The sequence below is a fragment of the Cerasibacillus sp. genome (assembly GCF_036516575.1).
In the GTDB taxonomy this organism is placed as follows: domain Bacteria; phylum Bacillota; class Bacilli; order Bacillales; family Amphibacillaceae; genus Cerasibacillus.
The window spans coordinates 1-7,389 of record NZ_DATBTY010000009.1; the positions used below are offsets into that span (position 1 = coordinate 1).

Consider the following 7,389-nt stretch of genomic DNA (forward strand, 5'->3'; position numbering starts at 1 on the left):
CATTTTTCATGACCTCCTATTGTTTAATTGAAAAATGATTTAACTTCTAAATTTCATTCGTCTATTATTAAGTTTCTCACCTAGTTTAGTTACAGTTGGGAGAACTGGACCATGGCACACATAACAATCAAGTCCGTCAGCAACTTTAAATTGTCTTTTTGTAAATACCTCTCTATAGCCACAAACCATACATTCAAGTGTCGTTATTTTTTCTTCATATGACCTTTCATCAGCCATAGTTGTCATCTCCTTAATATTCATCAAAAAAGACGAATCTCAACACTTTGTTAAAGTGAGAATCACCTTCTTGTTTTGGTGCATCGTATTCAAATGTTCGTTCATAGCCTGCTGATTCCATCAATCGTTTTATGTCCTCCACAAGCTTATAGTAATTGTCTTCCGACCATACATTGATTTGTATTAATCGTTCTGTTTCATATTCCTGGTCAGATGCTTCCAGTGCTGGTTTTGCATTAATCTCTAGGAAAGTAATATATTGTTCTGGAATATTAGAACCTGTAGGAACTGTATTAAACATGACAGGAATATTTAAAGATTCTAAAGTTTTTACAACATGATCTACTATATCAATCATAATTTTTTCGCCTTCTTTATTTCTTCAGCCATGGCATTGACAGCGTTAGATTTACTTTTTTCAAATCCACGTGTAAAGAATGGATTCGGTGCCATTGCTCCCCATGTGACAAGTTGTCGTTTGCCATTCTTTAAAGCATACTTACTGCCCGCACTTCTACCGCCTTCAATGATATGAGAGTGATATGCTGCACCTGTATGAACCTTCGCTTCTCCATCCTTTGCTCTTTTAGCCTTGATGTTTTTCTTAAGCGTTCCGTCATCTTCTGGTGCCTCTTTAATTACTTCCTCTTTTACTATTTTAGCAGCTGCATTGAGTGCTTTATTTTCCTCTGCCTCTTCTAATGGCAAATTCAATATGTTTTGCATCAATGCTTCCATTCCTTGCATTTCAATACGCATATTACTTCACCTCTTTTAAAAAGATTGTGAGCCATTGATTATTGCCATTATCATTTACAGGTGGTGAGTCCATTTCATATGTTTTATCTGCTATTCTAACTCGCATTTTTTCGTTAATATCCTTACGATACCTAATACCAATAACACATTTACCTTGCCATTGTGTAGCATCTGAACTAAATAATTTGTAACCTTTTGCCGTCTTCAATTCCGCCCATACTGTTACATGTTTAGTCCAATCTTTTGATGGCCAACCGTTTGATGTTGTTCCTGGTGGATTTAAAAAGGTAACGCGCTTATTCATGCGACCAGGATTATTGTTGTACTGATAATTCATCAGGATTCACCCACTTTAATTGCAAAATCATCGACTGTAATCCGTAAGGAATAGGCTGTTGTGCTGTTTTGATTGTGGAAGGCGTAATAGTTGTGCGATTCTCGTAAAAGTGCGTAGCAAGCATCATAATAGCTAAACGATGCTGCGCAAAAATCTCTTTGTCCTCCACAATTAAATAATAATCATTCGGTTGCTTAACTCCCGCGTTCTCTAAGTAAGAAATAGATGTCTGTAGAAAAGTAGAAAGGGAACGATCCTCGTCATTCCCATCTATTCGTAAATATTTTTTTAACTCATCTAATAATTGCATTAAACATCACTCTTTTCATCTGTGGAAGGCTGTTTCGGTGCTTGCTTTGTAGGTGCTTTTTTAGGCTCCTCAACAGCTTCCAAAAACGCTACTTTATATTCATCATGAACTTTGGTTAAAAACTCAGCACGAGCCTTAACTAGCTTTTTGCCGTCCGCTGGATAAGGGTCTCCTACCTCATAAACATGTCCATCGTGGTTTTTTTCTTCGAAACGATTAATTACTTTATACATTCAGTTCACCTTCTTTCGATAAATTAAAAACTCCTATCCTTTTATTAAGGAGTAGGAGTTGTCTCTGTATGAGCAATTCGGAATGCTGAGTTTAACGAACGTTTTTGATCATACCAAGCTGTTAGTACAAATAGATAATCACCAGAATCAACATTTTTGTCAGTGTCATATGTCATTGCATCATAGTTAATACGGAAGAAGTTGAAATCACCTACGATTGGATTAACTGCAGCATCAACAAATTCTACTGGCTTACCAATAACTTTTTCTGCCGGAGTATCATAGAAATTTGTTGTTCCATTTGATAAAGCTTTAATGATTTTTAGATAGTCTGCATAGCGCATAACGACTTTTGCATTTTCGCGATAATCTTCATGTAAATCAGCGATTGCATTTGTAATAGCTTCAAATAAATCTTCACCTGACACTCGTTTAATGTCTGTGCCATTATAAAACGACATGTGTCCTAATCCAGATTTAGGCGTAGTTGCAAGGGCATCTTTTTTCTCTTTTGCAGCTAGACCTGACTTTAAAGCATTTTCAACAAATTGAGTTAATTCAACATCTGTACCATGAATAACTGTGTCAGAGATTTTCACCTTTACTTTGAACTTGTTTCGACCAAAGGTAACAGTATCACCTGTTAATTTCATCTCTTTTGCAGTTTGTTCATCAGTAATAAAATCGTCATCATCTAATGAATAAGCAATTTTCGGAAGCTCTAATCCTTTAATCGCACTCACTTGAGCAACTTCCCGTAATTGGTTTTTAGCAAATGGTTCATGAACTAATTCGTTCTGCATGTTTGTTGGGAAGAATTTATCCCCGCCTGTTGGGTTTCCTCCTGGTAAAGCAATTAAAGCTTTAACATCTTCTGAAATAGCTCGCCCTTGTACTGCTGCACGAATGAACTCTGCTTTTGCAGCAATTGATTTTTGTTTAGGGTCATCAATCCCTGCAGTAATATCTTTACGTTGTTCAAATTTTGCCTTTTGTTCAGCTTCCATTTGATCATGTTGAGCTTTAATTACATCAAATCGAGCTTGCATATCATCCTTTTGATCCTTTAAAGCTGTAATATCTTCACGTGTCGCTTGTGGATCAATGGCTTTCGCTGTTAAATCTTTATCAATTTTCGCTACTTGTTGACCAATAGTAGCCATGTTTTGTTTTAATTCGTATAATGTTGGCATTTATATGCCCTCCTTTAGATTAAGTTTAATGAATGTAAATAAGTTAGATTCGCCTTAGAATCTGCAATAATGCTTTGCCTTTCTTCTTCTGTCAGAATGTCTTCTTTTGTGTGTAATAACGCTTTTGGAAGGTTTTTAAACTGTTTTGAATGCTCATTTGATAAACACGCTACAGATTTATTAGCGCCTTCCACAACATCGCAGAGTCCAATTTCATAAGCTTGTTGTGCAGATATCCAAGTTTCTTCATCCATCATGCGACGAAGTTCTGCTTCAGATGTTTTGTTTCCGATTTTAGCCATATATGTTTCAATTTGAACCTCATTAATACGATCTAAATCATCTGCAACTTTTCGTAAATCAGTTGCATTACCAAATGCACCGTTCATTGCATTATGAATCATCAGCATGGCGTTAGACGGCATACGCACTTCATCGCAACTTGCTATGATATTACTTGCAATAGATGCGGCTAAAGCTTCCACATACCCGATTACTTTCGCTTTATGACGTTTCAACATATTTGCGATAGCAATTCCCTCAAATACTGATCCACCGCCACTATTTACATATAAATTAATGGTGCTTACATCTCCGATTGCATCAAGCTTTTCTTTAAAAACTACTGATGACATTTCACCAAATTCTTCCCATGCCCATGGTGTAATTTCTCCCAAAATAAAAACATCCGCTGATTTACCATCAACCGATGCTTTAACATCAAAAAATGTTTTCTTATTCATCTTTTTCACCCCCCTTCCACAGTAGTAGTAGTAGCAGTAGATGACTTCCTCTTTGTCGGGTCCGTATCAATAGTATAAAGATCACCAGAAATAAATAGTTTATTAGCATATGGTGATTCATCTGGTGGTAAATCTTCAAATCCTCGCACCTCATTTGGTTTAAACCAACCATTCCTAATGCCCTTTTGATAAAACTCTCCGCGTGTAGCCGTATCCCCTCTAAGAAGACCACCTAAGTTAAATTTGAAATATTTATTTTGAGCACGATCATCTTTTGATAATAATTTGCGATTAAATTCATGTTCATATTGACGAACTGTGGGTAATAGATTCATATTTACAAATTGAATCATTTGTTGCTCATTTGACCCTAATGATCCACCTTCTAAATCATTTAAAAATGTAACTGGTACATTAAAAACGTTGGCAACTCTTGAGCGTGTAATTCGCTCTGATGCCAACGTATCTGATGCAAAATATTGTTTTTTTATATCTGTAATTTCAACACCAGGTTCTTGAAGTAAAATACCTCCATTTTCAGCATAGAAACGTCTAAAGTCTGCTATTACAGCCTCTCTTTTGTCTTTATCTAAATTAGCAGCATACTTCAAAATAAAAGATTCTTTTTTCTCCATTTCTGACAAACTAAACTCCTGAACAGCTTTATCATATTTAATAGTATTAGCCAATACCTTCAATGGAGATAAGCCTCGTAGTCTTGATGGTCCTCTGATATGTTTAACGTGAATCATATCAAGGTTGTTTACATACATATCACCTTTTTCACCTTGTACTTTGTACCAAAGTAATCCATCGTCTTTATTAATAAATTCCGTAACACAGGAAGAATCTAATGGATGAATTTCATACGGTTGCATTCGAATATCACGCAAAATAACAGCATACCCGTTACCTGTTTCGTTACGACTTACCTCTAAAGCATTAATTAAATCAAAACAACTAATATTTGGATTAGGCTCATTTATCAATACATCGGATGCTTGATTTGAAACCATATTATAATTTTGATGTAACTTAATGGGTAAAGCAGATAATGTATTTGCTAAACGGCTGATAACACTAAAAATCGACTCATTCGTTGCTAATTGACTATTATCGATACCCCAAAAGGTTCGTCCAAACCAATTGGAAAAATCCCAAGTTGAACCTTTCCAACCTGTAGTAGCACCAGCGTATGCCATGTACGCTGTAGTTTTAATTCGTTGCCATAGTTTCAATTTCTCACCTCCCTCTTATAAATCATGAATAGAAATAAAGCTGATATTGCCATCTCCACTTTCATGTGTTGAAAATCTAGCTTGTACAAATGCTGTAATTACTGCTGCAATAGGGTCAATTCGTTCTCTGGATTTTGATTTTGATAGTTTAATACTTTCATTGGCTGCCATTTCAGCAATAGCGTTCCCAACAGCCCAAGCCAGTACTTTATCGCCAACATGAGTGATTCTTTTTTGTTGTTCATTGTTCTGATATACATAATCTCTGAATTCTTTTGTTGGTTCAGATAATGTAGGGAACCCTTGTCGGACCTCCACAATCGTTAACCCATAGTTAGACATATTTTGGGCAAATTGCGTGGCACCGTATGGATCGTAGCAAAATAGAATTACATTCAATTCATTATTATTGATAAAATCCATAATCCACTGTTCTACATAGCTATAATCAACTACAGCACCTGGTGTAACATCCATCCATCCTTCTTTTATCCACACATCATATGGCACTTTATCTTTTGCTCTACGTTCTGCCAGTGTGTCTTCAGGCATGAATGAATGTTGTCCAACATGATATCCGTAATCAGTAGGAAGAACATAACCTACTGAAGTTAAGTCAATTTTTTTAGATAAATCGACTCCTATATATACGTCACGACCATGCAACTCAAAAGATTCGATTTGCCCCGATTTCCACTTATTCGCAGGAATGTAGCCTCCTTCTTTCATATCCACCCATATATTCATAGTCTTTGTTAAAAACGCCCTCATTTTTTCAGGAACATCAAGGGCAGTTTTTAAATCCGAACGAATAGATGCTAAACCCTCTTCATAAGTGGCTACAATAGGATTTGCTTTAATCCAATTACTTTCATCTTTAATGTCATCACCAGGGTCTAGTTCGCAAATGATGCCAAAGTAATCATCGTTTTCTGTATCATCATCAGGATTTAAAATTCGTGATACATATTCGTACTCAACAAAACATGGCCTACTTAAATCAAAGCCTGCTGTAGTAATAACGAACATTAATGGTTCTTTACGAGCAACCATCCCTGATAGTAAAACATCATAAATTTCAGATGTAAGATGATTATGGTATTCATCTACAATTCCCACTGAAGGGTTTTTACCATCACCTGTTTTACGCGTCTCGCGTGATAACGGTACGATAACAGATCCATTATTAAAGACTTCAATTTTGCCATAAGCTTCTTTCCATCTACCATCTAACAAATCACTTGAATTAATACCATCTCGAACAGCAATATATACCTCATCTGATTGATCTTTCTGCCATCCAGCAATGTACATACGCTGTTTCTCATCACCAAGGAAAGCGATGTATGAACCTACAATTGCTAAGAATTGTGACTTGGCATTTTTACGAGCAAGCTGAATGTAAACCTTACGGAAACGACGAGCTCCATTACGTTTCTTTTTGAAGCAAAAGATATTTACGGATATAAAGAGTTGGAAATCGTTTAGCTCAACCTTTTGACCAGCTAATACACCTTCAACATGTTCAAACTCATTGGCCCACCAATAGAAATCCTCGGCCACTTCTTCATCAAAATAAAAAGGACTGTCATCACTTTGACAATCCTTGTAGTCTTTTAAGAAGCGTTGCACCGCCCATTTATGTTTAATACTAGCTTTGATTTCCCCGTTTAGAATATCATCACAGTAATTAAAAACTCGTTCTAAAACCCAATTCATAACCTATCACCGAACCGCTTCTGGGCCTCGCTTTTGCCTTCCACAGTTGAGGGAGAAGGAATGACTAATTTCAAACGAGATGTAATAGTAAGTCCAAGATCAGCAGCTGCGGAACGACATTCGTTAAACAATGTATTTTTGGTTCGCTGTAGTTTTGGATAATCCTCATTTGCAACTGTAACTTTCTTTCCGTTTTCTTGCTCAATCGTCTCTGTTGGTTTGATTTTTCTTATGTCTTTCACCAACTGTAGATACTGGTGTTTCGAGTCCAGATACCTAGCTAAAGAATCTACATCAAGCTCACTGAAAATTTCAAGAGCTACTAGCTTTTCAGCAATCTCTGCAAATTCCTTCTTTTGTGCAGCTGTTAAATACGATGGAATTTCAATATTTTCAGTCGGTCCACGCATCTTTTCTTCATGTTTTTGACGCTTTTTCATCTCATCTTTTGTCAAATGCTTAGAGCGTCCATTCCCTAGAATCACTTGCAATGGCTGCTTATTTCGACCTGCCATACTATCACCTCACTTTCAATTAATCTGGATCCTCCGAAAAAATTTTTAAAAACGGGTTTTTCTGCGCAGAAAACGGGCATCCGGTGTAGGACACTTTCGCCAACT

Annotated in this window: 11 protein-coding genes; all 11 read right to left on the minus strand. The window is 36.4% G+C overall.

The window, feature by feature from the left end; genetic code table 11:
* Window positions 1-39: 39 nt before the first annotated feature.
* The 11 genes from VIG73_RS02295 to VIG73_RS02345 are packed head-to-tail and all read right to left on the minus strand — an operon-like array spanning window position 40 to window position 7,284.
* Window positions 40-237, minus strand: a complete 198-nt coding sequence (locus tag VIG73_RS02295) for a hypothetical protein (protein ID WP_331638944.1) — start codon at window positions 235-237, stop codon at window positions 40-42.
* Window positions 238-250: 13 nt separating this feature from the next.
* Complete coding sequence (locus tag VIG73_RS02300) at window positions 251-595, minus strand: hypothetical protein (RefSeq protein ID WP_331638945.1); 345 nt, start codon at window positions 593-595, stop codon at window positions 251-253.
* Window positions 592-996 carry an HK97-gp10 family putative phage morphogenesis protein gene (locus VIG73_RS02305; protein ID WP_331638946.1) on the minus strand — a complete coding sequence of 135 codons (405 nt, stop codon included), beginning with the start codon at window positions 994-996 and terminating at the stop codon, window positions 592-594. Before VIG73_RS02305 ends, VIG73_RS02300 begins: the two co-directional genes overlap by 4 nt.
* Window position 997: 1 nt before the next feature.
* Complete coding sequence (locus tag VIG73_RS02310; protein ID WP_331638947.1) at window positions 998-1,333, minus strand: phage head closure protein; 336 nt, start codon at window positions 1,331-1,333, stop codon at window positions 998-1,000.
* Window positions 1,311-1,643 carry a head-tail connector protein gene (locus VIG73_RS02315; protein ID WP_331638948.1) on the minus strand — a complete coding sequence of 111 codons (333 nt, stop codon included), beginning with the start codon at window positions 1,641-1,643 and terminating at the stop codon, window positions 1,311-1,313. Before VIG73_RS02315 ends, VIG73_RS02310 begins: the two co-directional genes overlap by 23 nt.
* Window positions 1,643-1,876: a hypothetical protein gene (locus VIG73_RS02320; protein WP_331638949.1), complete on the minus strand. Its 234-nt coding sequence runs from the start codon at window positions 1,874-1,876 to the stop codon at window positions 1,643-1,645. Before VIG73_RS02320 ends, VIG73_RS02315 begins: the two co-directional genes overlap by 1 nt.
* 44 nt (window positions 1,877-1,920) lie before the next feature.
* Entirely contained in the window at window positions 1,921-3,069 is a 1,149-nt protein-coding gene (locus tag VIG73_RS02325) for a phage major capsid protein (RefSeq protein WP_331638950.1), read from the minus strand.
* 14 nt (window positions 3,070-3,083) lie between these two features.
* Window positions 3,084-3,812 carry a head maturation protease, ClpP-related gene (locus tag VIG73_RS02330; RefSeq protein WP_331638951.1) on the minus strand — a complete coding sequence of 243 codons (729 nt, stop codon included), beginning with the start codon at window positions 3,810-3,812 and terminating at the stop codon, window positions 3,084-3,086.
* Window positions 3,813-3,817: 5 nt separating this feature from the next.
* Entirely contained in the window at window positions 3,818-5,050 is a 1,233-nt protein-coding gene (locus tag VIG73_RS02335) for a phage portal protein (protein ID WP_414648359.1), read from the minus strand.
* A 15-nt stretch (window positions 5,051-5,065) separates the two neighbouring features.
* Window positions 5,066-6,769, minus strand: a complete 1,704-nt coding sequence (locus tag VIG73_RS02340; protein ID WP_331638952.1) for a terminase large subunit — start codon at window positions 6,767-6,769, stop codon at window positions 5,066-5,068.
* Window positions 6,766-7,284, minus strand: a complete 519-nt coding sequence (locus VIG73_RS02345) for a phage terminase small subunit P27 family (RefSeq protein WP_331638953.1) — start codon at window positions 7,282-7,284, stop codon at window positions 6,766-6,768. The genes VIG73_RS02340 and VIG73_RS02345 overlap by 4 nt, the downstream gene beginning before the upstream one ends.
* Between the last annotated feature and the right edge of the window lie 105 nt (window positions 7,285-7,389).